The sequence below is a fragment of the Curtobacterium sp. PsM8 genome (assembly GCF_030433875.1).
Lineage (GTDB): Bacteria > Actinomycetota > Actinomycetes > Actinomycetales > Microbacteriaceae > Curtobacterium.
The window spans coordinates 1-271 of sequence record NZ_JARUXD010000164.1 but is presented as its reverse complement, the minus strand read 5'-3'; the positions used below and the strand labels follow the sequence as shown (position 1 = coordinate 271).

1 pseudogene is annotated in these 271 nt (G+C 69.0%); it reads right to left on the bottom strand.

What is annotated here, in order from left to right:
• Positions 1-259 (bottom strand): annotated as a pseudogene (locus QCD68_RS17235) (aspartate aminotransferase); the annotation flags it as partial.
• Between the last annotated feature and the right edge of the window lie 12 nt (positions 260-271).

Here is a 271-nt window from a genome sequence, read left to right as displayed (position 1 = left end):
CCGTCGTGGTCCGCACCAGCTCCGGGTCCACCGCCCAGTCCCCCCGCTCCGCGCCGAAGTCGCCGAAGGCTTCGGGCAGCGCACGGCCGTCTCCCACGTATCCCGTGTACCCGTAGGTGAACCCGCCCACCAGGGCGTCCCCTACCGGATCCGCCACCGCGCAGTCCATCTCAGCGACGCACATATGCAGCACGTCCGAGTCGTACACGGAGTACTTCTCGCTCGTGCGGGTCAGCCCGGCATCGAACAGCGAGCCCATGACCCTCATGCG